The 25,546-nt window shown below is 72.1% G+C and carries 22 protein-coding genes and 1 pseudogene; 15 read left to right on the forward strand and 8 right to left on the reverse strand.

The annotated features are described in order from the left end of the window. Positions 1-18 precede the first annotated feature (18 nt). From sucC to OG439_RS42785, 7 genes are all read left to right on the forward strand, one after another. Positions 19-1,188: an ADP-forming succinate--CoA ligase subunit beta gene (gene sucC / locus OG439_RS42755; protein ID WP_247060688.1), complete on the forward strand. Its 1,170-nt coding sequence runs from the start codon at positions 19-21 to the stop codon at positions 1,186-1,188. A 1-nt stretch (position 1,189) separates the two neighbouring features. Next, positions 1,190-2,080 (forward strand): succinate--CoA ligase subunit alpha, encoded by an 891-nt coding sequence (sucD, locus tag OG439_RS42760; protein WP_247060690.1) that lies wholly within the window; start codon positions 1,190-1,192, stop codon positions 2,078-2,080. Between the two features lie 207 nt (positions 2,081-2,287). Then, on the forward strand, positions 2,288-3,070 hold the full coding sequence (locus tag OG439_RS42765) for a DUF5336 domain-containing protein (protein ID WP_326946090.1): 783 nt from the start codon (positions 2,288-2,290) through the stop codon (positions 3,068-3,070). A gap of 146 nt (positions 3,071-3,216) precedes the next feature. After that, positions 3,217-4,722 carry a cell division protein PerM gene (locus OG439_RS42770; protein ID WP_326946091.1) on the forward strand — a complete coding sequence of 502 codons (1,506 nt, stop codon included), beginning with the start codon at positions 3,217-3,219 and terminating at the stop codon, positions 4,720-4,722. A 78-nt stretch (positions 4,723-4,800) separates the two neighbouring features. After that, entirely contained in the window at positions 4,801-5,418 is a 618-nt protein-coding gene (purN, locus tag OG439_RS42775) for a phosphoribosylglycinamide formyltransferase (protein WP_247063916.1), read from the forward strand. After that, the gene (gene purH, locus OG439_RS42780) at positions 5,408-6,970 is read left to right on the forward strand and encodes a bifunctional phosphoribosylaminoimidazolecarboxamide formyltransferase/IMP cyclohydrolase (RefSeq protein WP_326946092.1); all 1,563 of its coding nucleotides are present in this window, start codon (positions 5,408-5,410) and stop codon (positions 6,968-6,970) included. Before purN ends, purH begins: the two co-directional genes overlap by 11 nt. Before the next feature lie 27 nt (positions 6,971-6,997). Further along, positions 6,998-7,807, forward strand: a complete 810-nt coding sequence (locus OG439_RS42785) for a hypothetical protein (protein WP_326946093.1) — start codon at positions 6,998-7,000, stop codon at positions 7,805-7,807. A gap of 7 nt (positions 7,808-7,814) precedes the next feature. Here the strand turns inward: OG439_RS42785 and OG439_RS42790 are convergent, their stop codons facing one another. Together OG439_RS42790 and OG439_RS42795 are read right to left on the reverse strand one after the other, a co-directional pair. Further along, complete coding sequence (locus OG439_RS42790) at positions 7,815-8,567, reverse strand: hypothetical protein (protein WP_326946094.1); 753 nt, start codon at positions 8,565-8,567, stop codon at positions 7,815-7,817. Between the two features lie 46 nt (positions 8,568-8,613). After that, the gene (locus OG439_RS42795; protein ID WP_326946095.1) at positions 8,614-9,102 is read right to left on the reverse strand and encodes a GNAT family N-acetyltransferase; all 489 of its coding nucleotides are present in this window, start codon (positions 9,100-9,102) and stop codon (positions 8,614-8,616) included. Between the two features lie 372 nt (positions 9,103-9,474). Here OG439_RS42795 and OG439_RS42800 point away from each other — a divergent pair, with 372 nt between their 5' ends. The 4 genes from OG439_RS42800 (at position 9,475) to OG439_RS42815 (ending at position 16,455) form a co-directional block, all read left to right on the forward strand. Further along, positions 9,475-10,176, forward strand: coding sequence for a hypothetical protein (locus OG439_RS42800; protein WP_326946096.1), 702 nt, complete (start codon positions 9,475-9,477; stop codon positions 10,174-10,176). Between the two features lie 787 nt (positions 10,177-10,963). Further along, complete coding sequence (locus OG439_RS42805; protein WP_326951750.1) at positions 10,964-12,508, forward strand: DNA polymerase Y family protein; 1,545 nt, start codon at positions 10,964-10,966, stop codon at positions 12,506-12,508. A gap of 2 nt (positions 12,509-12,510) precedes the next feature. Beyond that, a complete protein-coding gene (locus OG439_RS42810; protein ID WP_326946097.1) occupies positions 12,511-13,113 on the forward strand; it encodes a hypothetical protein in 603 nt (200 codons plus the stop codon). Beyond that, the gene (locus tag OG439_RS42815) at positions 13,114-16,455 is read left to right on the forward strand and encodes an error-prone DNA polymerase (protein WP_326946098.1); all 3,342 of its coding nucleotides are present in this window, start codon (positions 13,114-13,116) and stop codon (positions 16,453-16,455) included. A gap of 1 nt (position 16,456) precedes the next feature. On the opposite strand, the gene OG439_RS42820 is transcribed toward OG439_RS42815, so the two are convergent. The 3 genes and pseudogenes from OG439_RS42820 to OG439_RS42830 form a co-directional block, all read right to left on the reverse strand. After that, complete coding sequence (locus OG439_RS42820) at positions 16,457-17,179, reverse strand: class I SAM-dependent methyltransferase (RefSeq protein ID WP_326946099.1); 723 nt, start codon at positions 17,177-17,179, stop codon at positions 16,457-16,459. A 31-nt stretch (positions 17,180-17,210) separates the two neighbouring features. Next, positions 17,211-17,503 (reverse strand): annotated as a pseudogene (locus tag OG439_RS42825) (hypothetical protein). Then, complete coding sequence (locus OG439_RS42830; RefSeq protein ID WP_326946100.1) at positions 17,500-18,291, reverse strand: helix-turn-helix domain-containing protein; 792 nt, start codon at positions 18,289-18,291, stop codon at positions 17,500-17,502. Before OG439_RS42830 ends, OG439_RS42825 begins: the two are co-directional and overlap by 4 nt. A gap of 75 nt (positions 18,292-18,366) precedes the next feature. Here OG439_RS42830 and OG439_RS42835 point away from each other — a divergent pair, with 75 nt between their 5' ends. Continuing rightward, on the forward strand, positions 18,367-18,849 hold the full coding sequence (locus OG439_RS42835; protein WP_326946101.1) for a VOC family protein: 483 nt from the start codon (positions 18,367-18,369) through the stop codon (positions 18,847-18,849). A gap of 44 nt (positions 18,850-18,893) precedes the next feature. Beyond that, positions 18,894-19,481 carry a pentapeptide repeat-containing protein gene (locus tag OG439_RS42840; RefSeq protein WP_247060710.1) on the forward strand — a complete coding sequence of 196 codons (588 nt, stop codon included), beginning with the start codon at positions 18,894-18,896 and terminating at the stop codon, positions 19,479-19,481. A 52-nt stretch (positions 19,482-19,533) separates the two neighbouring features. Here OG439_RS42840 and OG439_RS42845 read toward each other — a convergent pair whose 3' ends face one another. Beyond that, positions 19,534-22,377, reverse strand: coding sequence for a TNT domain-containing protein (locus OG439_RS42845; RefSeq protein WP_326946102.1), 2,844 nt, complete (start codon positions 22,375-22,377; stop codon positions 19,534-19,536). A 188-nt stretch (positions 22,378-22,565) separates the two neighbouring features. On the opposite strand from OG439_RS42845, the gene OG439_RS42850 reads away from it, so the two are divergent. Together OG439_RS42850 and OG439_RS42855 are read left to right on the forward strand one after the other, a co-directional pair. Continuing rightward, a complete protein-coding gene (locus tag OG439_RS42850) occupies positions 22,566-23,423 on the forward strand; it encodes a bifunctional methylenetetrahydrofolate dehydrogenase/methenyltetrahydrofolate cyclohydrolase (protein WP_326946103.1) in 858 nt (285 codons plus the stop codon). Beyond that, positions 23,420-23,743: a DUF3017 domain-containing protein gene (locus OG439_RS42855; protein WP_442788251.1), complete on the forward strand. Its 324-nt coding sequence runs from the start codon at positions 23,420-23,422 to the stop codon at positions 23,741-23,743. The genes OG439_RS42850 and OG439_RS42855 overlap by 4 nt, the downstream gene beginning before the upstream one ends. On the opposite strand, the gene OG439_RS42860 is transcribed toward OG439_RS42855, so the two are convergent. After that, the gene (locus tag OG439_RS42860) at positions 23,740-24,921 is read right to left on the reverse strand and encodes an MFS transporter (RefSeq protein ID WP_326946104.1); all 1,182 of its coding nucleotides are present in this window, start codon (positions 24,919-24,921) and stop codon (positions 23,740-23,742) included. The two genes, OG439_RS42855 and OG439_RS42860, sit on opposite strands and share 4 nt — an antisense overlap. A gap of 195 nt (positions 24,922-25,116) precedes the next feature. Further along, positions 25,117-25,440 (reverse strand): ArsR/SmtB family transcription factor, encoded by a 324-nt coding sequence (locus OG439_RS42865; RefSeq protein ID WP_326946105.1) that lies wholly within the window; start codon positions 25,438-25,440, stop codon positions 25,117-25,119. Between the last annotated feature and the right edge of the window lie 106 nt (positions 25,441-25,546).

The following is a 25,546-nucleotide window of genomic DNA, read 5'->3' on the forward strand; positions in this document are numbered from 1 at the left end:
CGTCAGGAGACTGGAGTAGTGGACCTCTACGAGTACCAGGCGAGGGATCTCTTCGCCGCCCACGGAGTACCGGTTCTGCCGGGCTCGGTGGCTAGCACCCCCGAAGAAGCCAAGGCCGCCGCGGAGCAGATCGGTAACCAGGTCGTCGTCAAGGCGCAGGTGAAGGTCGGCGGCCGCGGTAAGGCGGGCGGCGTCAAGCTGGCCCAGACGCCCGACGAGGCGAAGGAGAAGGCGGAAGCCATCCTCGGCCTCGACATCAAGGGCCACATCACGCGTCGCGTGCTGGTGGCCGAAGCCTCGGACATCTCGTCCGAGTACTACTTCTCCTTCCTGCTGGACCGGTCCAACCGGACCTTCCTGGCGATGGCGTCCTCCGAGGGCGGCATGGAGATCGAGCAGCTCGCCGTCGAGCGCCCCGAGGCGCTCGCCAAGATCCCGGTCGACTCGATCACCGGTGTCGACAAGGCGAAGGCCCTCGAGATCCTGAAGGCCGGCAACTTCCCGGCCGACATCATCGACGAGGCCGCCGACGTCGTCGTGAAGCTCTGGGAGACCTTCGTCTCCGAGGACGCCACCCTCGTCGAGGTCAACCCGCTGGTCCGCGACCCGCAGGACAAGATCATCGCCCTCGACGGCAAGGTCACCCTCGACGAGAACGCGGACTTCCGTCAGCCGGGCCACGAGGCCCTGGTCGACAAGGACGCGGAGAACCCGCTCGAGGCGAAGGCCAAGGCCAAGAACCTCAACTACGTGAAGCTCGACGGCCAGGTCGGCATCATCGGCAACGGCGCGGGCCTCGTCATGTCCACTTTGGACGTCGTGGCGTACGCGGGCGAGAAGCACGGCGGCGTGAAGCCGGCGAACTTCCTCGACATCGGCGGCGGCGCGTCGGCCGAGGTCATGGCGGCCGGGCTGGACGTCATCCTCAACGACACCGACGTGAAGAGCGTCTTCGTCAACGTCTTCGGCGGCATCACCGCCTGCGACGCGGTGGCGAACGGCATCGTCGAGGCGCTGAAGATCCTGGGTGACGAGGCTTCCAAGCCGCTCGTCGTCCGGCTGGACGGCAACAACGTCGTCGAGGGTCGCCAGATCCTGGCCGACGCGAACCACCCGCTGGTCACCGTGGTGGACACAATGGACAACGCGGCCGACAAGGCTGCCGAGCTCGCCGCGGCAGGTGCGTGAGATGTCGATCTTCATCAACGAGAACAGCAAGGTCATCGTCCAGGGGCTCACCGGCTCCGAGGGCATGAAGCACGCCACCAAGATGCTGAAGTCCGGCACGGACATCGTGGGCGGCGTCAACGCCCGCAAGGCCGGCCAGACCGTCACCATCGAGGGCAAGGACCTCAAGGTCTTCGGCACGGTCGAAGAGGCCATCAAGGAGACCGGCGCCGACGTGTCGGTCATCTTCGTGCCGCCGAAGTTCGCGAAGGACGCGGTCGTCGAGGCGATCGACGCCGAGATCCCGCTGGCCGTCGTCATCACCGAGGGCATCCCGGTGCACGACTCGGCCTACTTCTGGGCGCACGCGGTCGCGAAGGGCAACACGACCCGGATCATCGGGCCGAACTGCCCCGGCGTGATCAGCCCCGGCAAGTCGAACGCCGGCATCATCCCGGCCGACATCTCGGGCCCGGGCCAGATCGGCCTCGTGTCGAAGTCCGGCACGCTGACCTACCAGATGATGTACGAGCTGCGGGACATCGGCTTCTCCACCGCGGTCGGCATCGGCGGTGACCCCATCATCGGCACCACCCACATCGACGCCCTCGAGGCGTTCGAGGCGGACCCCGAGACCAAGGTCATCGTGATGATCGGCGAGATCGGTGGCGACGCCGAAGAGCGCGCCGCGGCCTACATCAAGGACAACGTGACGAAGCCGGTCGTCGGTTACGTCGCGGGCTTCACCGCGCCCGAGGGCAAGACGATGGGCCACGCGGGCGCCATCGTCTCCGGCTCCTCCGGCACGGCCGCCGCCAAGAAGGAGGCCCTCGAGGCCGCCGGCGTCAAGGTCGGGAAGACCCCGAGCGAGACCGCCGTCCTGGCGCGTGAGCTGTACAACAACCTCGGCTGATACCGAGGAGTAACTCCTGGTGAGGCCGGGCACCCACAAGGTGCCCGGCCTTTCCTGGTTTCAAGACGAAACCTCCTGAGGTATTCACGCGTCTGATGGGCTGGTGGCCTGCGAGTGCGCTAGCGTTCTGCGCACACAAGCCGCCTCGTCTTTCCCGGGCGCCCTCGTGCCCCGGAGTGCCGGTCGAACCGACAGGAGTGCATCCCGATGACCTTCCCCAGCGGTGGGCCTGGCTACCCCCAGCAGGGTGGCGGCCAGCAGCCCCCCGGACCCCCGCCCCCCGGTGGCTTCCAGCAGCAACAGCACCAGCCGCAGCACTCGCACCAGGCGCCGTCGGGCCTCGCGGGCCTGCCGCAGAACCTGCCGCTGCTGCTCGCGCTCATCGTCGCGGTCCTCGGCCTCGTCCAGTACTTCCTGGGCTTCTCCGACAACGCCGACCTCGGGCTCGGCACGACGTTCCTGCTGGCCGGCGGCCTGCTCGCCGCGATGCACGCCCTGCCGAAGGGCCCGCGGACCCTGCCGTTCGCCGCGTTGTTCAGCGTCCTCGGCACCCTCGAGGTCCTGGACACGCTGGTCTCGCTGCAGAACACGCCGGGCCTCGTCATCGTCGTCCTGATCCTGGCGATCCTGCAGATGGTCGGCGCGGTCGGCGCGCTGCTCATCGAGCACGACGTGCTCAAGCCGCCGGCGCCGAAGCCCGCCGCGCCGTCCTACGGCGGCCAGTACGGCCAGCCGGGCGGACAGCAGTTCAACCAGGGCGGCCCCCAGGGCGGGCCCCAGTACGGCCAGCAGCAGCCGGGCCCGGCCGGTTCGACGGGGGAGCCCTCGGCGCCGTTCGCACAGCCGGGCCAGTACGGCTCGCCGAACCCGCCGTCCACCAACCCGCCGCCGCAGGCCACGACGTACGCCCCGATGCAGGGCCAGTTCTTCCAGCAGCCGCCGTCCGACAACCCGGGCACGCCGCCCGGGGGATTCGGCAAGTCGAGCTGACGCCGACCGCGTGAAACACCCGCTGTGACGCACCGTGTCACAGCGGGTGTTTTGCACTCAGGGGGTTACCCGACCGGGTGGGTTAGCTTCGCCACGCAGGTCGGAGGCGGCGTGGCTCACCCGTACGGACCAGCCCGGATGTCAAGGTGCGGATCATGGACCTGCTCACCCGCGACCCCCGCGAAGAGCCGGTGAGCGACTTCGAAGCCGACGTCGACCCCACCGGCGCGGCGCGGGTGCGGGTGTTGCTCGCGGCCGCGCTGGGCCCGCTGGTCACCGGCTACGCCGTCGTCGCCACTGTGCTGACCCTCGTCACGCTCACCGCCGAACGCACCGTCTTCTCGGGTTTCGGCGTGCTGCTGGCCGCGGCGCCCGGCTGGCTCGCCGCGCACCAGGTGCGCCTCGGCATCGGCGGGCACCCGCTCGGCCTGCTGCCGCTGCTGCCGACCCTCGGGGCGGTCGCGCTGGCCGCGCGGACGGCGTCCGGCGCCACCCAGCGGCTGGGCTGCCGCTCGCCGCGTGCGGCGCTGCCGGTGTTCGTCACGGTCACCGCGGCGCACGCGGTGTTCGGGCTCGTCATCGCGCTCTGCGCGCAGGGCTCGCCGGTGACGGCGAACCCGCTGGTCGCCTGCGCCGTGCCCGGGCTGCTCGCCGCCGTGGCCTCGGCCGTGGGCATCACCGCGGCCTGCGGGCTGCCGGACTTCGTCGCCGACCGCGTCGACCCGATGGCGCTGCGCGGGATCCGGGCCGGCGCCATGGGCCTCGCGGTGCTGCTGGCCTGCGGGGCCGCGGTCTTCACCGTCGCGACCGCGGCGTCCTGGTCGACCGTGGCCGACATGTACGAGCCCGGGCTCGGCAACAGCTTCGGGCTCTTCCTGCTTTCCGTGCTGTACCTGCCGAACGCCGTGACGGCGGCGCTGTCGTTCGTCACCGGCCCAGGGTTCTCGATCGGCGGCCTGAACGTCGGGATGTTCGGCTACCACGGCGGCGCCGTGCCCGGCGTCCCGATCCTCGGCGGGCTGCCCGAGCACTCGAGCACCTGGTGGCCGGCCCTGCTGGTGCTGCCGGCCGCGACCGGCGTGCTGGTCGGCTGGTCGCTGCGCAAGGTCGACGCCGACCCGGCCCAGCGCATCCGCACGGTCGCGGTCGCCGGCGCGGTGGTCGCGCTCGGCTGCGTCCTGCTGGGCACGCTGTCCGGCGGCCGGCTCGGCGACGGCCCGTTCGACCCGGTGAACGTGCCGGTCGGGGTCGCCTCGGTGGTCGCGTTCTGCTGGATCGTCATCCCGGGCGCGTTCACGGCGTTCTTCGCGGGCGAGCACGAGCCGCCCGCGCCGCCGGAGGCCCTCGAAGACAACGAAGCCTTTGAGGACACCGAAGACGTCGACGCCGACGAAGCAGCCGAAGCGCTCGAAGACTTCGAAGAGTCCGAAGAGGACGAAGAGCCCTTCGACGAGGAAGAGCCCGACGAGGACACGGAGTTCGACGCCGAGGCGGACGCCGAACTCGGCCTCGAAGACCCGGCACTTTCACGTGAAAGTGACGCTTTCGAGGACCCGGCACTTTCACGTGAAAGTGCCGCCGAGCCCGACGAGGCTGTGACCGGAGGCACCGAGACCTGCGGCGACGTCGAGCCGGGCGAGGCCGACCGTTAGGGTTGACGCGACCTGGTGAAGCGCCGTGCGCCCTGGCTGCGCACCGCCGGCGGCAAGGAGCCTGCTCTGTCTCAACGGTTGGAGCTGCCCACTCCGGTGAAGCTCGTCGTGCTCGCGTCGGGCTCCGGCACCCTCCTGCAGGCGCTGCTGGACGCCGCCGGGCGGTCGGGCTTCCCGGCCAAGGTCGTCGCCGTCGGCGCCGACCGCACCGGCATCGAGGCCCTGGCCCGCGCGGAACGCCTGAGCATCCCGTCGTTCACGGTCCGCGTCGCCGATCACCCCGACCGCGCCGCCTGGGACAAGGCGCTGGCCGAGGCCGTCGCCGCCTACCAGCCCGACCTGGTCGTCTCGGCCGGGTTCATGAAGATCCTCGGCGAGGAGTTCCTCGGCCGGTTCACGGTGCTCAACACGCACCCGGCGCTGCTCCCGTCGTTCCCCGGGATGCACGCGGTCCGCGACGCGCTCGCGGCCGGCGTGAAGGTCACCGGCTCGACCGTGCACTTCGCGGACGCCGGCGTCGACACCGGGCCGATCATCGCCCAGGAGGCGGTCGTCGTGGAGAACGACGACGACGAAGACGTCCTGCACGAACGGATCAAGGCCGTCGAACGCAGGCTGCTGGTGGAAACGATCGAGCGACTCGGCCGCGGTGGCTGCACCGTGGACGGACGAAAGGTGACATTTCGTGAGCACTGACCTGGGACGGCGGCCGGTCCGCCGGGCGCTGATCGGCGTCTCGGACAAGGCAGGCCTCCTGGACCTCGCGGCCGGCCTGCACGCGGCCGGCGTCGAGATCGTGTCCACCGGCGGCACGGCGAAGGCCATCGCCGACGCGGGTGTCCCGGTCACGCCGGTCGAGCAGGTCACCGGGTTCCCGGAGTCGCTGGACGGCCGCGTCAAGACGCTGCACCCGAACGTGCACGCCGGGCTGCTCGCCGACCAGGGCAACGCCGACCACGTCGCGCAGCTGGAAAAGCTCGGGATCGCGGCGTTCGACCTGCTGGTCGTGAACCTGTACCCGTTCACCCAGACCGTCGCGTCCGGCGCGAGCCCCGAGGACTGCGTCGAGAACATCGACATCGGTGGCCCGGCGATGGTCCGCGCGGCGGCGAAGAACCACGGCAGCGTCGCGGTCGTCGTCGACCCGGCCCGCTACGGCTGGGTGCTCGAGCGTGTCGCCGACGGCGGTTTCGACTTCGGTGACCGCAAGCGGCTCGCGGCCCAGGCGTACGCGCACACCGCTGCCTACGACACGGCCGTCGCGTCGTGGTTCGCCAACGTCTATGCGCCCGCGGACGACTCCGGCTTCCCGGACTTCACCGGCGCCACCTGGGAGCGCGCCGACGTCCTGCGCTACGGCGAGAACCCGCACCAGCGGGCCGCGCTGTACAAGAGCCAGGCCCCGGGCCTGGCCCACGCCGAGCAGCTGCACGGCAAGGCCATGTCCTACAACAACTTCGTCGACACGGACGCCGCGCGCCGCGCCGCGTTCGACTTCGCCGAGCCGGCCGTCGCGATCATCAAGCACGCCAACCCGTGCGGCATCGCGGTCGGCACCGACATCGCCGAGGCGCACCGCAAGGCGCACGCGTGCGACCCGGTTTCGGCCTACGGCGGCGTCATCGCGACGAACCGGCCGGTCAGCCGCGAGGCCGCCGAGCAGATCGCCGAGGTCTTCACCGAGGTCGTGCTCGCGCCGGACTTCGACGCCGAAGCGCTGGAGATCCTGCAGCGCAAGAAGAACATCCGGCTGCTCAAGCTGCCGGCGATCGACCGGCCGTCGCCGATCGAGTTCCGCCCGATCTCCGGCGGCGTCCTGGTGCAGACCGTCGACGCGATCGACGCGCCGGGCGACGACCCGGCGTCGTGGACGCTGGCCACCGGCACGGCGGCCGACGAGCAGACCCTGCGCGACCTCGAGTTCGCGTGGCGTTCGCTGCGCGCGGTGAAGTCGAACGCGATCCTGCTGGCCGCCGACGGCGCGACCGTCGGCGTCGGCATGGGCCAGGTCAACCGCGTCGACTCGTCGCGGCTGGCCGTCTCGCGCGCGGGTGACCGGGCCAAGGGCTCGGTCGGCGCGTCGGACGCGTTCTTCCCGTTCCCGGACGGCCTGGAAGTGCTGGTCGAGGCGGGCGTCCGGGCGATCGTGCAGCCCGGTGGCTCGGTCCGCGACCCCGAGGTGATCGCGGCCGCGGAGAAGGCGGGCGTCACGATGTACCTGACGGGGACGCGCCACTTCGCGCACTGACCCGCGGGCTTCGAGAGGGAGGGCTCGATGCAGCAACCACCGCAGTACGGTCAAGGTCAGCAAGGTCAGCAAGGGCCGCAGGGGTACCCGGGCTACGGGCAGCAGCCCGGGTACCCGCCCCAGCAACCCGGTCACCCGCCGCAGCAGGGCTACCCGCCGCCGGGGTATCCGCCGCAGCAGGGGTATCCGCCGCCCGGGTACGGCGGTCCGCTGCCGCCGCACCAGCCGCCCAAGAAAAAGAAGACCGGGCTGGTCCTCGGCATCGTCGGCGGCGTCGTGGTGCTGCTCGGCGCCGGCATCCCGCTCGGCATCTTCGCGAGTGACTACTACGCGAGCACCGGCGCGGATCCGGTGTCGTCACCGGCGCCCGCCGAATGCCAGGTGCCGCCGCAGGTGCTGGCGAAGGCCGGGTTCCCGAGCTTCGTGAGCGGCAACCCCGGCGCCGCCGCGACGGTGCCGGGCCTGAAGCAGATCGGCTGCGGCTTCAAGCCGGGTCCTGAGGAGAACGTCCGCGACGCGACGCTGAACGTCCGGGTCGTCGAGTACTCCGGCGAGGGCGCGCTGCAGCAGGCGAAGAACAACTTCATGCCGACGAAGCCGGAAAACCCGCCGATCGAGGTGCGCGGTCTGGGCGACAAAGCGGCGCTGGTCCGCCTGATCACCCAGAGCGCGTTCAGCGGCGCCGAACTGCACGTGCTGAAGGGCACGAACGTCGTCACGGTCGAGGTTTCCGGCTGGGACAAGGGTTTCTTCTCGAACTCGCCGATCCCCCAGCAGGAAGCCGACGACGCGGTGAAGGCCGTCGGCGCCGAAGTCGTCAAGAAGCTGCCGCGCTAGGAGCGGCTCACGCTGGTGCCGGCAGCGCCTTGCAGAGCGCCGCCGGGAACTTCGGGTCGGCCGCCCGGATCTCCGCGCAGCCCGCGGACTTCGCCTGCGCGAACGCCGTCCAGCCGGCGTCGCTCCAGCGGAAGGCCGTGCGCGACGGCGGTTCGGTCTGGTGCAGCAGCAGGTCGATGACCAGCCAGTTCGAGTCGCAGGCGCGGGTGGCGCCGCTGCTCTCGGCGCCCGTCGCGGACACCGCCGCGCCGATCCACGCCGGGTCGCAGTGGTCGGCGGGCGGGGCGCAGGTGCCCTGCGGGGCGCAGTGACCCCAGCCGGCGCCGAGCTTGTGCCAGGCGTTGCCGTTGTCGGCGTTGAGGATCACCGTGCGGTCCGCGACCGGTCCGGTCGTGGCCAGCCGCAGCTCGGCGGGCACCTTGTCCTCGCAGCCGCCCGCCGCGGGCCGCGTCGAGTAGACGACGTCGGCGCGGATGTCGGTCTTGGCCTCGGTGACCTGCTCGATCCGCGGCTCCCGGACGCAGCCGGGGTCCGGGCCGGGCAGCGCGACCTGGACGAACAGGCTGAACGGGTCGGGACCGGGGCGGATACCGGTGACGTCGGCGCGGAACGAGCGCCACTCCGGGCCGATGGTCGTCGGCCCGGGAGCCGCGGCCTTCGCGCCGGGCAGGCCGCTGCCGCCGGACGCGAGCACGACGGCCAGCACCGCGCCCGCCACGACCAGCACCCCGGCCGCCCACAGGATCGGTCTCTTCGTCATCGCCACCCCCGGAAGTCCACCCGGGAATCTAGCCGACCCCGCAGCGTCAGGCGGGCGGACCGGGCTTTTCGCGCTCTGTGACGTCCTTTTCGAGATGAACGGCGCCCGGGATGTGGCCCGGCGCGTCCGGGACGTCGGTGAGCCGGTAGCCGGCCCGCTCGTACAGCCGGATGTTCCGGACGCTGCGAGCCCCGGTGAACAGCACGAACGTGCGCGCCTCCGCGGGCGCGCAGGCCTCGGCGTGTTCGAGCAGCCGCCGGCCCAGCCCCCGGCCGGCGAGGTCGGGGGCGACCATCAGCCGGCCGAGCTCCCAGCGGTCGCCGTCGAGCCGGGCGCGGACCGCGCCGACCAGGCGGTGGCCGTCCCGCAGCGTCCACACCGACCACTTCTTCGTCCAGTCGCGCAGGTCTTCGAGGGTCTCGTGCAGCGCGGGGATGTCGAGGGTGCCGTTGAGGATCGCCTCCTGGACCCAGCAGCAGCGCTGCAGGACCAGCAGTTCGGGGCAGTCGTCGGGCCGGGCGTCGGTGATGTCCACGGCGGTCTGTTTAGTGACGCGGCCGGGACGCGGGCAACTTCATTACGGCGGCGGGGTGACTTCCGGCTCTTTCCGGCCTGGCCCTCGCTCGCGCTGCGGGCCTGGGCGTTGGCGGCGTCGCTGAGCACGGTCACTTCCGCTCCTCTGGCTTCGCCTGCCATTGCTCTTCCTGGGCGCCGTTGCGTGGCTGGCGTTACCCACTTGTGGGTGACTTGACAGGGGTGGGCGTTCGCGGTTGACTGAATGCGTCGAACAGGTGTTCGACGCAGGTAATGGATCCGCCGCCTTCCCCGCGGCGTGCCAGGGCCGCCGGTCGTGTTTTGGGAGAGGCGCGGCCGTCGTCGCTGGCCCGTTGGTGGGGAGGTGCGTGCGGTGACCGCTGTGGTGGAGCCGCCGGTGGCCCGGCTGGCGGCCCTGCCCGGGGTCAGCACGGCGAGCCGGGTCGCGGCCCAGGCCGGCCAGGCGCGGGCGACGGGAAGGGTGCTCCCGGTCGTCCCGGCGCTGGCCGGGTTGCTGCCCGACGCCGGCCTCCGGCGTGGAACCACCGTGGCGGTCCACGGGGCGAGTTCGCTGCTCCTCGCCCTGCTGGCCGAAGCCACCGCCGCCGGCTCATGGGCGGCGGTGGTCGGCCTGCCCTCGCTGGGCCTCGCGGCGGCGGCCGAGTACGGCGTGGACCTGGGCCGGGTGGCGCTGGTCCCGCGGCCGGGCCCGGAGCTGCCGGCGGTGGTCGCGGCGTTGCTAGACGGAGTCGACCTGGTGGCAACATCGACGTCGACGATCCAGCCGGCCGCGGCGCGCCGGCTGTCGGCACGCGCCCGCCACCGCGGCGCGGTCCTGCTGCCGTTCGGCGCATGGCCGGCCGCGGACGTCGAGCTGTCATGCCGCCTGGACACCTGGTCAGGCCTGGAGAACGGCTACGGCCACCTCCGCCACCGCCGGGCCGTGGTCCGGGCAAGAGGCCGAGGCGCGGCGTCCCGCCCACTCTCGACGCACGTCGACCTCCCCACCCCCACGGGCTCCATCGCCACCTCCCGCCTGGGCACAGTCACCTCGCTACGCGAGGAAACAGCATGACCCAGTCCAAAGCAGACACCCGACTCGTGCGCCCCACCACGCGCCGCCCACCCGCCCACACGCGCCGCCCACCCGCCCACACGTGTCGACTCCCCAATCACGCGAGTCGCCCCTTCAAGCACGCGAGCCGACTGCCCAAGCACGCGAGCCGACCGTCCGGGTACACGACCCGACCGCCTGGGTACGTGGGCCGACCGCTCACGTGCGCGGCCCGACTGCCCGAGTACGCGAGCCCACTGCCCGGTTGCGCGACCCGACCGCTTGGGCGCGCGGGCCGACCGTCCGGGTACGCGGCCCGACTGTTCGGGTGCGCGGGCCGACCGCTCACGTGCGCGGCCCGACTGCGTGGGTACGCGGGCCGACCGTCCGGGTACGCGACCCGACCGCTTGGGTACGTGGGCCGACCGCTCAGGTGCGCGGCCCGACTGCCTGAGTACTCGACCCGACCGTCTGGGTACCTAGGTCGACTGCCCGGCTGTGTGAGCCGACTGTCCAGGTACGCGAGCTGGCTGCCTGGGTGCGCGAGCCGATCGTCCGCGTGCGTGGGCCGACCGTCTGGGTACGCGTGTCGTCTCGTCGATCACGCGTGTCGACCTTTCAAACACGCGCGTCGTCCCTTCAATCACGTGTGTCGGCCCGCTGATCACGCGGTACCCGATGTCGCCGGCGGTCTTGCCCGGATGCCGAAGGTCGTCGTCCGGGCGTTCCGGGGCGGCGTCGGCGGCCGGCTGAGGGAGGTCGCGTGACCGTCCCCAGTCAGCGCAACTCTTCCGACCTCCCGACTCGGATGCTCGTCCTGTGGTGCCCGGACTGGCCTGCCGTCGCCGCGGCTGCTGTGGGCCGTGTCGCCGTTACCCGGCCTGCTGCCGTCTTCGCCGGCAACCGGGTTGTCGCCTGTACCGCCGTCGCTCGGCGGGACGGGGTGCGGCAGGGGATGCGGCGGCGGGAGGCTCAGTCGCGGTGTCCTGACCTGGCCGTCTTCGGGAGTGATGACGGGCGTGACGCTCGGCTGTTCGAGGCCGTCGCGCGGGCTGTCGAGGCGCTTGTCGTCGGGGTCGAGGTTGTACGTCCTGGGCTCATGGCCGTGCCGGTCGCTGGGGCCGCGGGGTACTTCGGGGGTGAGCACGCGCTCGTCGAACGGCTCGTCGACGAGGTGTCCGCCGCCGCCGGTGTGGAGTGTCAGGTCGGCGTCGCCGAGGGGCTTTTCGCCGCGACGCTCGCCGCGCGGCACGGCGAGTTCGTCGAACCCGGGCGCGTGGCCGAGTTTCTCGCGCCGCTGCCGATCACCGAGCTTGACGACCGCCTCGAACTCGTCGATCTGTTGCGCCGGCTCGGGTTGCGGACGCTCGGGGCGTTCGCGGCCTTGCCGGAGCGTGACGTCGTCAACCGGTTCGGCGCCGACGGGATGCTCGCCCACCGGCTGGCCCGGGGGCGCTCGGAACGTCCGCCGCTGCGGCGACGTCCACCGCCCGAGCTGACGCTCACCGAGGAGTTCGATCCCGTCATCGAGCGGGTGGACGTCGCGGCGTTCATCGCGAAGGGCCTCGCGACGCGGTTCTGCGCCGGGCTGGCGGCCCACGGGCTCGCCTGCACCCGGCTCGGCATCCACGCGGTCACCGAAGACGGCGAACAGCTCGGCCGGGTGTGGCGCTGCGCGGAACCGCTGACGCCCGCCGGGGTCGCCGATCGCGTGCGCTGGCAGTTCGAAGGCTGGCTGCGGCCCGGGCATCGGCCGAAGTCCGGCGTGGTGCGGCTGCGGCTGGAGCCCGAGGAGACCGTCGAGGGGCGGTCGCTGCAGCTCGAGCTGGGTGGCGAAGGCGGCTTGGCGGAGGCCGACGAACGCGCGGCGCGGGCGTTCGTGCGGGTCCAGGGCCTGCTCGGGCCCGAAGGCGTGCTCACCCCGCTGCTCGACGGCGGCCGCGACCCGGCGGCCCGGCTCCGGCTCGTGCCGTGGGGCGACCCGCGCGAGCGGACGACGCCGGCCGGCGCCACCTGGCCGGGACGCCTCCCCGCGCCCTCCCCGGCGACCGTCCTCGACCGGCCGGTGCCCGCCCAGGTCTTCGACGCCGAAGGCCGCGCCGTCGGGATCACCGCGCGCGAGTGGGTTACCGCGCCGCCGCGGCGGCTGAGTGTCGCCGGCGGGGCACAGCGGGACGTCGTGGGCTGGGCCGGCCCGTGGCCGCTCGCGGGCGACCGGTGGCGGCCGGGTCCGCAGCGGGCGCGGCTCCAGCTGCTGCTCGCGGCCGGACCGGATGAGCCACCCGAAGCGGTGCTGGTGCACTGCGCGGGCACTGAGAATCCTTTGTGGACGGTTGAGGGAGTGTACGACTGAGCATGGACGAGGACTACGCACGCCTGCTACGCGACTGGTTGCGCGCCGACCCGGGGACGCCGCGCCCTCGCCCGGACTCCGACGACGTGGCGATTCCGCTGCCCCGGCGCTCCGAGGAGAACCGCCGCCCCCGAGACGCAAAGGACCGGACCGCGCCCGAAGTCCGAGAGGGCGACGAGCCGGAGAGCCGAGCTGAGGCGGAGGGTCGGGCTGAAGCCGAAGGCCGAACTGGGGCGGCGTGGCTGCTGGATTCCGGCAGCCGCGGTGGGGTCGAAGATCGAAGCGGCCCGGCTCCGGAGCCGGAAAGCCGGAGTGCGGCCGAGGAGCGGAGCCGCTGGAACCATCCCTCCAACTGGCATCGCCGGAAAGCTGCGGAGCGTGCGGAGATCGGCGATCGCGTGGCCGAGCCCGAGGAGCCGAACTGGCCCCTGCTCGACCCCGACAACCAGGCCGGACGGCCAAGCCGCTCGGATCGGCTCGATGAGCAGCGGCCCTGGCGGGAGCTGGACGACGCCATCGACCGAAGCCGCCGTGAAGAGCTTGACGCGGCTCGGAAACGCAACCGGAACAACGACAACGACGATCCCGAGAACCGGAGCCGTTAGATGGGGTGGAACAACCCGCCCGTCCCCTGGAAGGACCTCGCTAGGCGGCTGAACGGCGACCCCGGCGACCCCGGCGACCACGGTGCGCGCGGCGACCACGGCGACAGCCCCGCCTGGAGCCGCCACCGCGAGGGCTACCAGCGGCCGGACGACCTGCCCGGGCGCAGCACCGATGACGGCGGCGAGGCCGTCCGGGTGCCCTACGCCGAGCTGCACTGTCACTCCAACTTCAGCTTTCTCGACGGCGCCAGCCATCCCGAAGAACTCGTCGAGGAGGCCGCCCGCCTCAACCTCGACGCCATCGCCCTCACCGATCACGACGGCATGTACGGCGTCGTGCGGTTTGCCGAGGCCGCGCGGGAACTCGGCGTGAACACCGTCTTCGGCACCGAACTCAGCTTTGGGCTCCACGGTCCGCAGAACGGCGTTGCCGACCCCGAAGGTGAGCACCTCCTGCTGCTCGCCCGCGGTGATCAGGGGTACCGCGCCCTCTGCCGCGCCATCACCGCCGGGCAGTTGTCCGGGTTCGACGGCCGAAGCGTCAAGGCCGAGAAGGGCCGGCCCGTCTACGACCTCGACGCGGTCGCCGAGGAGGTCGCCGGGCAGTGTGTGGTGCTCACCGGCTGCCGCAAGGGTGCGGTGCGCTCGGCCCTCGTCACGCACGGCCCGGCGGCCGCCGCGGAGAAGCTCGACGACCTCGCGAAAAGATTCGGCCGCGACAACGTCTACGTCGAGCTCACCGACCACCGCCAGCCGCTCGACAGCACGCACAACGATCTGCTGAGCGAAATGGCGAAAGAGCTTGGCCTGCCGACCGTCGCCACCACCGCCGCGCACTACGCCCGGCCCGAGCGGGCCCGGCTGGCCGACGCGCTCGCCGCGATCCGGGCCCGGCGGGCGATCGACGACCTCGAAGGCTGGCTGCCCGCAGGCGGCGCGGCCTTCCTCCGCTCGGGCGCGGAGATGGACGTGATGTTCCGGCGTTATCCCGGCGCGGTACGGCGTTCGGCGTTGCTGGGCATCGAATGCGCGTTCCCGCTGAAGCTCCTCGCGCCCAAACTGCCCCCGTTCGACGTCCCCGACGGCCATACCGAGACGACGTACCTGCGCGAACTCACGAAAGCGGGCGCGGAAGAACGCTTCGGCGGCAAGGACCACGAAACCAAAGCGAAAGCGCAGATCAAGCACGAACTCGCCATCATCGAAGAACTCGGCTTTCCCGGGTACTTCCTGATCGTCTGGGACATCGTGCGGTTCTGCCGCGAGAACGACATCCTCTGCCAGGGCCGGGGTTCCGCCGCGAACTCGGCCGTCTGTTACGCGCTCGGCATCACCAAGGTCGACTCCGTCGCCTACGAACTGCTCTTCGAACGCTTCCTCGCCCCGGACCGCGACGGCTACCCGGACATCGACCTCGACATCGAGTCCGATCGCCGCGAAGAGGCCATCCAGTACGTCTTCGCGAAACACGGGCGGCTCAACACCGCGCAGGTCGCGAACGTCATCACCTACCGCGCCCGGTCCGCGGTCCGGGACGCCGCGCGGGCGCTCGGGTACTCGCCCGGCCAGCAGGACGCCTGGAGCAAGCAGATCGACCGCTGGGGCTCGTTGCGCGACACCGAAAAGGACCACGACCACGACATCCCGGACGAGGTCGTGCAGCTCGCGTTCGCGCTCGAGGACTTCCCACGTCACCTCGGCATCCACTCCGGCGGGATGGTCATGTGCCAGGAACCGGTCAGCCAGGTCGTGCCGGTCGAGTGGGCGCGGATGGCCGACCGCAGCGTGATCCAGTGGGAGAAGGAGGACTGCGCCGCCGCCGGCCTGGTCAAGTTCGACCTGCTCGGCCTGGGCATGCTCTCGGCGCTGCACTACATGCTCGACCTCGTCGAGGAGTACAAGGACGACAAGATCGACCTCGCCGAGCTGGACCTGACCGACCAGAAGGTCTACGAGATGCTGTGCCGCGCCGACGCGGTCGGTGTCTTCCAGGTCGAGAGCCGGGCGCAGCTGGCGACGCTGCCGCGTCTGAAGCCCGACGAGTTCTACGACCTCGCCGTCGAGGTGGCGTTGATCCGGCCCGGGCCGATCCAGGGCGGCTCGGTGCACCCGTACATCCGCCGCAAGCAGGGCAGGGAGAGCTGGACCTACGACCACCCGCTGCTGGAGAAGGCGCTGCACAAGACCAAGGGTGTGCCGCTGTTCCAGGAGCAGATGATGCAGATCGCGCTGGACGTCGCGAACTTCACCGCGGCGGAGGCCGACCAGTTGCGGCACGCGATGGGCTCGAAACGCTCCGAGAGCAAGATGGACCGGCTGCGGCAGCGGTTCCTCGAAGGCGCGGCCGCCAACGGCGTCGAGGAAGAGCTCGCGAAGAAGATCTTCCTGAAGCTCAAAGCGTTCGCGAACTTCGGCTTCCCCGAGAGCCACGCGCTGAGCTTCGCGCACCTGGTGTTCTCCAGCGCCTACTTCAAGCTCTACCACCCGGACGCGTTCCTGGCGGGCCTGCTGCGCGCGCAGCCGATGGGCTTCTACTCACCGCAGTCGCTGGTCGCCGACGCGCGCCGCCACGGCGTCACCGTGCACGGCCCGGACATCAACCGCAGCCTGCCGCACGCCACTTTGGAGCCGGACGGGGGAAAACTGCACGCCGTGCGCACCGGGTTGAGCACGATCCGGTTGATCGGCGAGGAGCTGGCGAAGAAGATCGTGGCCGAACGGGAAACGGGCGGCTACACGGACATGGCCGACGTCGCCCGCCGCGTCCGGCTCACCACGCCGCAGATCGAGGCGCTGGCCACGGCGGGCGCGTTCGAGAGCTTCGGCGGCGACCGGCGGCAGGCGCTGTGGACCGCGGGCGCGGTCGCCGGTGAACGCGCGGAGAAGCTCCCGGGCCTGATCAGCGCGCAGGCTCCGACGTTGCCCGGGATGGACGGCCTCGACGTCGCGGCCGCGGACGTCTGGGCCACCGGGGTCTCGCCGGGCAGCTACCCGACCGAGTTCATCCGCGACCGCCTCGACGCGCTCGGCGTCGTCCCGGCGGCCCGCCTGGCCGACCACGACGACGGCGCACGCGTGCTGATCGGCGGCGCGGTCACCCACCGGCAGCGCCCGGCGACGGCGGGCGGGATCACGTTCCTCAACATCGAGGACGAGACGGGGATGGTCAACGTGATCTGCACGCTCGGCCTGTGGCAGCGCTACCACCGCGTCGCGCGCGGCAGCTCGGCGCTGCTGATCCGCGGCGTCGTCGAGAAGGCCGACGGCGTGAACAGCGTCCTCGCCGACCGCGTCGAGGCGCTGCCGATGCGGATCAAGGCGAAGTCGCGCGACTTCCAGTGACTCAGGCTCGGCGGACGATCGTGACGATCTCCGGGCTCGCGTCCGTCACCGGCGTGCGGTCCCAGTAGCCGAACTGCTCGTCGACGACCAGGCCGGCCTCCGCCACGAAGGCGGAAAGTGTTGGCACGTCGAGGAAACGCAACGTGGACTCGCTGAACCGTGGCGCGTCCCAGCTCGGGCTTTCGAAGGTCGTCTTGAAGGTGACGCGGCCGTCCTCGAAGGGGCCGGCGTCGTTCCACGAACGCACCGTGCCCGCTTGCGACACGTTCTCCGGCGTCCAGCGCTCCCAGGCGCGACGCGCGGGGTTGCGCGTGTCGAACCCGAAGCGGCCGGCCGGGGTCAGCGCGCGGTGGATCGCGGCGAACGCCGTCCGCAGCTCGTCGTCGGTCAGCAGCACCTGGAACGCGTGCCCGGTCATCACGGCGAAATCGAACTCGCTGTCCCAGCGTGCGGTCGACAAATCGCCGAGCACCCACTCGACGTCGTCACGACGGCGGGCTTGCGCGAGCATCCCGGGAGCCGGGTCGAGCCCGACCAGCCGGCCGGTGTGGCCGGACTCGCGGGCCCAGTGCAGCAGCGAGCCGGTGCCGCAGCCGACGTCCAGCACCGACTCCGCGGCCATGATCATCGGCAGGTAGAACGCGAAGTCGCCGGAGCTCTCGCGCGGGTTCAAGGCGTCGTACAGCGCGGCGAGGCCGGTGTCGGCGAAGGCGTGATCAGGCACGTCGTCACGGTAATGACCGACGGAGAGGAACTCACCCGGTTTTCGGCGCCAGGCCGAGCAGTTCCGGCCGTGCGGCCAGCTCCCGCCAGTACGCGCCGGGGTCCGCGACCAGCCGCCGCCGGTCCAGGTCCAGCAGGCCGGAGACGCTCTCGACCTCGGCGACGAGCGTGCCGTCGGGCGCGCCGCCCGATCCGGCGCGCGGTCAGCTCGGCCGGGTCGATCCCGGCGGCCTGGACGCACGTCCAGCGCGCGTGGTCGGCCGCGGACGTGGCCGTTGACGTCGAGGTCGTCAGCGCGCACCGCGATCGTGACGCGAAAGGTCATGCCCCGGATCTTCGCGGCGGGCGGCGTCTGGAACTTTCGGCCACGCGCACGAGCGCGGCGGGGGAGGAGCCGGACAGCCGGCGGCAGTCGCGGCCGAGGTGCGACTGGTCGGCGTACCCGAGGTCGGCGGCGACGGCGGCCAGCGACGTCCGCCGGGCCGCGAGCGATTCGAGCCGGCGGAGGAACCGCTGGAACCGCCGGATCCGGTGCACCTGCTTCGGCCCGGCGCCGACCGCGTGCGCCAGGTGACGCCGCAACGCGCGGTCGCTGACGCCCAGCTCGCCCGCGATGTCGGTCGTCCGCGTCCCCGGCCAGCCGAGCGTGGCCAGCACGCGCCGGTCGGGTGTCACGCCGCGCGAGGCGACCAGATCTTCGAGAACTTCCCGTTGTAGCAAGGGATCCTCAGTGGCGGCCAGGACTTCCGAAGCGCGTCGAGCGATGGCGCCCCAGAGGTCGCTCAGCCGGGTCGCGCCCGCGGGCAGGTCCGCCATCGGCGTGCCGAGCACCGCGCCCGCGGCGCCGCACCGGAGCCGCACGCCGACGCGGGACGCCGCGGCCGGGACCCACAGCCGCAGCGACGCGCCGGCCGTGACGACCACCGTGAGCGCGTCGCCGTCCCAGACCAGGTCCGCGCAGCCGTCCGGGAGCACGCGCAGCGGCCGCGCCCAGCCGGTGCGCCCGTGCCAGCCGCAGGCCAGCACGTCCGCGAGCGCGGGCGGCGGCGCGACTTCGCGGTAGCTCGACCGCGTGCTCGCGGTGACCGCCAGCGGCCGCAGCGGAACTCCCATGACGCCAGTATGCAGCGGTCAGGATCCGACCTATTTCGCCGTTAGCTTCGGTCGCACACCCGAGATGGAGGCACCATGGTCAACCCCGTTCCCGACGGCTACACGACGGTCACCCCGTGGATCATCGGCCGCGACACCGCCGGCCTGCTCGACTTCCTGAAGCACGCCTTCGACGCCGAAGAGCTCGGGCGCGTCGTCGGCGAGGACGGCAAGATCGGGCACGCGGAGGTCCGCATCGGTGACGCGGTCTTGATGGCCTTCGACGCCGCGGACGACTGGCCCGACACCCCGGCGTACCTGCGCCTGTACGTCCCGGACAGCGAAGAGACGCAGCGGAAGGCCCTGGAAGCGGGCGCGACCGAGGTGACGCGGCAGACCGAGCTGTTCTTCGGCGACCGCGTCGGCCGCGTGCGCGACCCGTTCGGCAACCTCTGGTGGATCCAGACCCGGCTGGAGAACCTCGACGAAGCCGAGATGATGCGCCGCGCTCAGCTACCCGAGTACGTCGCGGCGATGAACTACGTCCAGGGCGCGGACCTGGTCAGCCGTCGTCCATAGTGGACGGTTGCGGCGCGGCCGCGGCGGTGTGACACCCTGGGGCCGTGCTGGAAACCGGTGAGGACTACCGCGAAGCGGGGTTGTCCGGCCAGTGGTGGGAAAAGCGCCGGTTCACCGGCTGCGACTTCACCGGGGCGGACCTGAGCGGGCTGCAGACCCGTGGCTGCACGTTCGACGACTGCGACTTCAGCCGGGCCGACCTGTCGCGCTCGCGGCACGAGGCGTCGGCGTTCCGCTCGTGCACGTTCGACCGGACGGTGCTCGTCGACAGCCGCTGGTCGTCGTGCTCGCTGCTGGGTTCGTCGTTCGGCGACAGCGGGTTCGGCGGGATCGCGCTCACCGAGTGCGACCTCTCGCTGGCGTCGCTGGCGAAGGCGCGGCTGCGCCGGCTCGGGCTGTCCGGGCTGCGGCTGCGCGAAGCCAACCTGATGGAGGCCGACCTCACCGGCGCCGACCTGCGCGGCAGCGACCTGACGGGCGCCCGCCTGCAGGGCGCGAAGCTCGACGGCGCGGACCTGCGCGGCGCGCGGCTCGACGCGAACGCCCTGGTGCAGGCCGATCTCCGGGGCGCGCAGGTCGACATGGAGACCGCGGTCTCCTTCGCCGCCGCGCACGGCCTGATCGTCCGCTAAGACAAACCGGCGGCGAGCACGAAGCTCGCCGCCGGTTTCAGTACACAGACTCTCAGTCGATCGGCGGTTCGCCCGGGTCGAGCTCGAGCAGGGCGCCGTCGGCGACCAGTTCCTCGATCGACGCCGGGAGCAGGTACGCCGACCCGCCGCCCGGCTGGTTGAACCACGGGATCGCGACGCCCGCGAGCGTCTCCAGCGGCCGCTGCACCCGGTACACGTGGTACGGCCGGTTGATCCACTCCGGCACCAGCGACCGCTCGGCGAACGGCGTGCCCGCCGCGTACGTCAGGTTGCCGTTCGGGCCGCCGAAGCGGTCCAGCTCGCTGCCCGCGGGCAGCTCGCGCAGCTCCTTGCCGCGGAACAGCGTCAGCGGCGGCTCCCCGGACATCGGCCCGATCGGCCACTGCTGGTTACCGCCGCCACCACCGCCGTTGACGGCCGGGCGGACCGGCTCCGGACGACCCTGGCCGGGCGGGACCAGCGGGGCGCCCTGGGGCACCGGCGCCAGGACCGTCGGCGCGGCCTGCGGCGGCTCACGGCGCGGCGGGGCCGGGGCCAGGGGCGGCGGTCCGGCCTGCTGCTGCGCCAGCGGCGGCGGACCACCCGGGCCGGCGGCGACCGGCGCGGGCGGGCCGGGCTGACGCACCGGCGTCGGCGGCTCGTCGTCTTCGAGGTCGCCGAACAGCTCGTCGGCGCTGGTGAACGCCGTCTGCTCCTGCAGCGGCACCGGCTCGGGCTTGCGGACCGGGTACGAACCGGTCGCGATCTCCGGCGACAGCGTCGCCACGACCCGCTGCGGCGCGGGTTCCGGTTCGGGCTCGGGTTCCGGTTCGGGCTCCGGCGCGGGCGGCTCCTCGGCGACCACGTGGCCCTCCGGGTGGAGCAGCAGCTTGCCGAGCATGAACGCGGCCGCGTCCTCGGCGTCGCCGAACACCGCGGGGTTGCTGAGCTTGCCGTCGTACCAGCCGACGCGCCAGCCGTCGTCGACCTGCTCGACGCTCCAGCCGTGCTCGGCCGGCTCGCCCAGCTTGTAGCCGCTCTCCGGGACGTCCAGTTCGTCCAGTTTGGACTGCAGCCCGGCCAGCACCGGGTGGTCCGGCGTCTCGCGGCGCAGCGCGCGCCGCCCGGACCGCGGTGCGGGCTCGGCCGGCGCCTGGACGGCCGGCTGGGGTGCCGGCGGTTCCGGCACCGGCAGCACACCGGGCACCTCGGGCTGGGTGATCATGGTCGGCGGGCCGGGGTCGAACGCGGCCGCGTGCGCCGGCTCGTCCTCCCGCCGCGGCTGGTCGGGCTCGAACGCGGACCGCGCCGGCTCGTCGTCGTCGTGCGCGACGTGGTCGTCGAACCCGTCGTCGTCCCGCACCGGCGGCTGGAAGACGGTCCGCCCCGCGGCGTCCTGAGTGGGCTCGAAGGCGGCGTGCGCCGGTTCGTCGGCGGCCGGCTCCTCGTCGTGGCGGCCCTGCGGGAAGCCGTGCGGGTCGGCCGGCTCAGGCTGACCGGCGTCGAACGCGACGCCGTCGTGCGCCGGTTCCTCCTGCCCGATCGGCTGGTCGGGGACGTACTCCGCGGTCTCCTCGAGGTCCGGCACCCGGCCGGGCTCCGGCGTCGTGCCGTTCGTCCCGGCGGCGTGCCCGGCCGGCTCGTAGTGGCCGTCTTCGGTGTACTGGTCGTCCTCGGCGAAGCGGTCGTCGAACTCCTGGTCGTCGTAGCCGTCTTCGGCGTACTCGGCCTCTTCGGTGTACTCCTGCTGCGGTGCGCCCGCGGCGGGGTACGCCTCGTCCTCGTAGTGCTCCTCGGCCGGGGCCTCGGGCTCCGCCGTATGCGTCAGGAGCGGCGGCTCGACCTGCGCGGGCGGCTCCTGGTGCTGCTGCGGCGGCGCCACGGGCGGCACCGGCGGGGCCGGGGGAGCCTGCGCGGCCATCGCCGCCTGCGGCGGGCCCGCGGGGGCCTGCTGCTGCGGCGGCGGCCCCTGCTGTTGCTGCTGCGGCGGGGGTGGCCCCTGCGGCGGCGGCCCGGCGGGACGCTGCTGCGGGTTGCCCCGGGTCAGGTACGCCCCGGCGGCCTGCAACGTCGGCTCGTCGACCGGCGGCAGCTTGAAGCCGACGGCGCGGACGTGCTCGACCAGGTCCGGTTCCGGCGAGACGCCGTACTTGCGCAGGTAGAAGTTGACGGCGGCGGGCCAGATCCACTGGCCGTCGCTGTGGAACGCGACCGGCACGGTCGCCTCGGGCGTCTGCGCCAGCCGGTCGATGTCGTAACCGCGCTCGGTGACGACCAGGGGGGCCCGGTCGAGGTACTCGAGCATCCGGTCCTGCTCGTCGACCTCGAGGTCGGGCCGGTTGATCACCGGGCGGCCGGCCGGGCCGATCGTGTCGAAGATCCGGGCGATCCGGAAGTGCGGCCCCGGCTGCTCCGGGCCGAGCCCGGACATCCGCCGGATCAGCCACTCGGGCACGTTCTCCTCCGTGCGGGGGAACATGCGCAGTTCGTCCGAATAGGCCTGTGGGGGCGGCGCGAGGTTCCACACGGGTTCGTCGCGGTTGTACTCGAGGTTGTAGCTGGACGGGTGGTCCAGCTGGTACCGCGCGTTGAACCAGGTACCCCGGCCGTCGCGGTACATCCCACCGCGCAACCGCCCGAAGAGGGTCGCGATGTCGTGGGTGGCGAGCCATTCGTGCACCGTGCCGTCCTCGGTGACGATCTCGCCGGTGAGCTCGTGGTACCTCCCGACGGCTCGGTACTCCGCGCTGACCTTGCGCCAGTCGCGGGGGGCGGCGCGCAGCAAAGCCAGCCCGATCTGCTTGACCAGGGTGTCCTGCTCCGTCGCGTTCAACTGCGTCGTCGGTTGTGCCACGGGGACATTTTGACTGTTCGCGCGCGCGAGTGCACCCCGCATGTGGGTTTTGCCGCTCGACGGGTCAGCCGCACACGCCCTGACCTCGCGTGATGCGACGTGCCATAGATCACAGGTTGGTCGCGGACAAGATCACGGAGGGCCGCTCCGGGAGTGGCGATGAGTTTACGGGCTGCGACCGCGTACGCCTGGAAGCGACGCGCGGGCGCCCCTTTGCCAGAATGGGCGTTGTGACGGCGAAGATTCTCGACGGCAAAGCCACCAAGAACGCCATTTTCGCGGAGCTCGAGCCGCGCGTCGCGGCGCTGGCCGCGCAGGGGGTGACGGTCGGCCTGGGCACCGTCCTGGTGGGAGACGACCCGGGGTCGCACTCGTACGTGCGGATGAAGCACGCCGACAGCGGCAAGATCGGCGTCAACTCGATCCGCCGCGACCTGCCGGCCGACATCACCCAGGAGAAGCTCGAGGCCGTCGTCGACGACCTCAACGCCGACCCGGCCTGTCACGGCTACATCGTCCAGCTGCCGCTGCCGAAGCACCTCGACGCCAACCGCGTCCTCGAGCGCATCGACCCGGAGAAGGACGCCGACGGCCTCGCCCCGGTCAGCCTCGGCCGGCTGGTGCTCGGCCAGCGCGGCGCCCTGCCGTGCACGCCGTACGGGATCATCGAGCTGCTCAAGCGTCACGGCGTCGAGCTGAACGGCGCGCGCGTCACCGTCGTCGGCCGCGGCATCACCGTCGGCCGCACGCTGGGCCTGCTGCTGACCCGCCGCAGCGAGAACGCCACCGTCACCTTGTGCCACACCGGCACCCGCGACCTCGCGGCCGAGGTCCGCCGCGCGGACATCGTGGTCGCCGCCGCCGGCGTGCCGGGGATCATCACGCCGGACATGGTCGCCCCGGGTGCCGCGGTGCTCGACGTCGGCGTGTCCCACGTGGACGGCAAGCTCACCGGCGATGTTCACCCGGACGTGGCCGAGGTCGCGGCCTGGATCTCGCCGAACCCCGGCGGTGTCGGCCCGATGACCCGGGCGATGCTGGTGAGCAACGTCGTCGAAGCGGCGGAGCGCTCGGCCCAGGCCCGATGACCATGACCGACGACCGGCGGGACCAGCGGGACCGCCGGCCACGGCAGGCGCGGTTCAGCCAGCTGCCGTTCGCGGCGGTCCTGGTGGTCGTGGCGGTCGCCGCCCTGCGGATCTTCCAGTACCACTGGCGCGAGGGCGCGGCGCTGATCGGCGCCGCGCTCCTCGTCGCCGCGGTGCTGCGGGCGGTGCTGTCGACGGAGAAGGCCGGGCTGCTGGCGATCCGCGGCAAGGTCGTCGACATCGTCACCTACGTGGGCTTGGCCGCCTTGATCCTGTTCGTGGCGCTGACGATCATCGGCGGCCCGCTCAGCTCCTCTTAGGACGCCATCGCGAGTTCGCGACGCTCGGCTTTGGCCTCGCGACGGTCCAATGTGCCCGAGACGATGGCCAGCGACAGGCCGAAGACGGCCAGCAGCGCGCCGACCCAGTTTGGTGCCACGAGGCCGAGGCCTCCCGCGATGACCAGGCCGCCGAGGTAGGCCCCGATCGAGTTGGCGATGTTGAACGCCGACTGGACCGCCGCCGAGACCAGCGACGGCGTGCCGCCGGCCTTCTCCATGATCCGGGCCTGCATCATCGGGCCGATCATGAACCCGGCGACGCCGACGAAGAAGATCGTGATCGCGGCGCCGACCTTGCCCTGCGCGGTGATGGTGAAGATGCCCAGCACGCAGGCCAGCGCGAGCAGCGCGGCGTACAGGCCCGGCATCAGGGCCTTGTCGGCCAGCCGGCCGCCGAGCAGGTTGCCGATCGTCATGCCGACGCCGGCCAGGGACAGCAGCAGCGTGACGTTCGACGGCGAGTAGCCGGCGACGTCGGTCAGCATCGGCGTGATGTAGCTCAGGCAGGCGAACACGCCGCCCAGCCCGAACGTGACGATCGCCAGCGCCAGGTGCACCTGCGGCCGCTTGAACGCGCTGAGCTCGGTGCGCAGCGACGCTTCGGCGGGCTTGCCCTGGTGCGGCACCAGCTTGGCGATGGCGGCCGCGGCGACCAGGCCGATCACGGCGACGACGCCGAAGGTGGCGCGCCAGCCGACCTGCTGGCCGAGCAGCGTGCCCAGCGGCACGCCGATGACGTTCGCCAGGGTCAGCCCGAGGAACATCATCGACACGGCCTTGGCGCGCTGGCCGGGGCCGACGAGGCCGGACGCGACGACCGCGCCGGCACCGAAGAACGCGCCGTGGGGCAGGCCGGCGAGGAACCGGAACGCGACGCCGAACTCCTGGTTCGGCGAGAGCGCGAAGAGGGCGTTGCCCAGCGTGAACAGGCCCATCATGGCCAGCAGCATGGTCTTGCGCGGCAACCGGACCGCGGCTGCCGTGAGCAGCGGGGCGCCGACGACGACGCCGAGGGCGTATCCGGAGATGAGGTAGCCGGCGGTCGGGATGTCGACGCCGAAGTCGGCGGCCGTCTGGGGCAGCACGCCCATCATGACGAACTCGGTGGTCCCGATGCCGAAGGCTCCGATGGCGAGCGCGAGCAGCGCGACGGGCACGGCACTCCTTCCAAGGTGAGAAATCGATTACCCGGACGATCTTGGACCATCTTCTGGATCGGTTCAGTCCGGGGGCAAAAAGGAAGACAGCTACCCGGCACCGACGCCGTGAGCTGCCCTACGGACAGTCCAACCGACGAGGGGGGTCGTTGTCATCCCGATATCGGGTGACGATCCACACCCGGGGTGCGCGGGTCAGCGAGGCGCCGCGAGCACGCCGTCGAGCAGGCCCGGGAACAGGGCGTCAAGATCCTTGCGGCGCAACGAGTTGAACCGCGTCGTGCCTTCCTGGCGGCTGGCGACGACGCCGGCCTGACGCAGGATGCCCAGGTGGTGCGTGAGTGTGGACTTCGTCACCGAGACGGCCAGCGCGCCGCACGAGACCTCACGCTCCGACGCCGCGAGCTGCCGGACGATCGCCAGGCGCACGGGATCGGCGAGTGCGCGGAGCGTGCCCTCGACGGTCATCTCGTCCTGCCCGGGGTGGACGAGCGGCGACAGCGTGACGGACTTGGCCATGGGTCCATAGTACGACGCCGGTCGAAATTGTCGCCACCGCGTAGTACGGTAGCCATCGAACTACGACGTTCGTCGAACCAATCGCCTGCTTCGCTTTGGGGGCTCC

The sequence above is a fragment of the Amycolatopsis sp. NBC_01307 genome (assembly GCF_035975215.1).
Lineage (GTDB): Bacteria > Actinomycetota > Actinomycetes > Mycobacteriales > Pseudonocardiaceae > Amycolatopsis.